Consider the following 305-nt stretch of genomic DNA (forward strand, 5'->3'; position numbering starts at 1 on the left):
AAACCGGCGAGATACGTGACGGTAAGACGGTGTTATTGCTTAACTATTTGCAAACGTCACATTTAATGGACTGAAAAATAACAATAATATTTCGTTGTTTATTATTGGCTCAATCCGACAAATCCGATTGAGCCGCGCTACCTGCGCAACGAAGATACGACTTGTGCTGTTTGTTTGAACTTCTGGGGTCGTACCGTCCATGCGCCATCGCATTTTCCTTCTCTTTTTTTTCGCTTTGTTGCCGACGTCTTTGGTGTGGGCGGCACCAGCGCAACGGGCGTTTTCCGACTGGCAGGTCACCTGTA

The 305-nt window shown here is 46.9% G+C and carries 1 protein-coding gene; it reads right to left on the reverse strand.

The features are described 5' to 3' along the window. Positions 1-39: 39 nt before the first annotated feature. On the reverse strand, positions 40-305 hold a 266-nt coding region (locus EOS_RS48665), incomplete at its 5' end, for a hypothetical protein (protein ID WP_235443145.1).

The sequence above is a fragment of the Caballeronia mineralivorans PML1(12) genome, from assembly GCF_001028175.1.
GTDB lineage: Bacteria > Pseudomonadota > Gammaproteobacteria > Burkholderiales > Burkholderiaceae > Caballeronia > Caballeronia mineralivorans.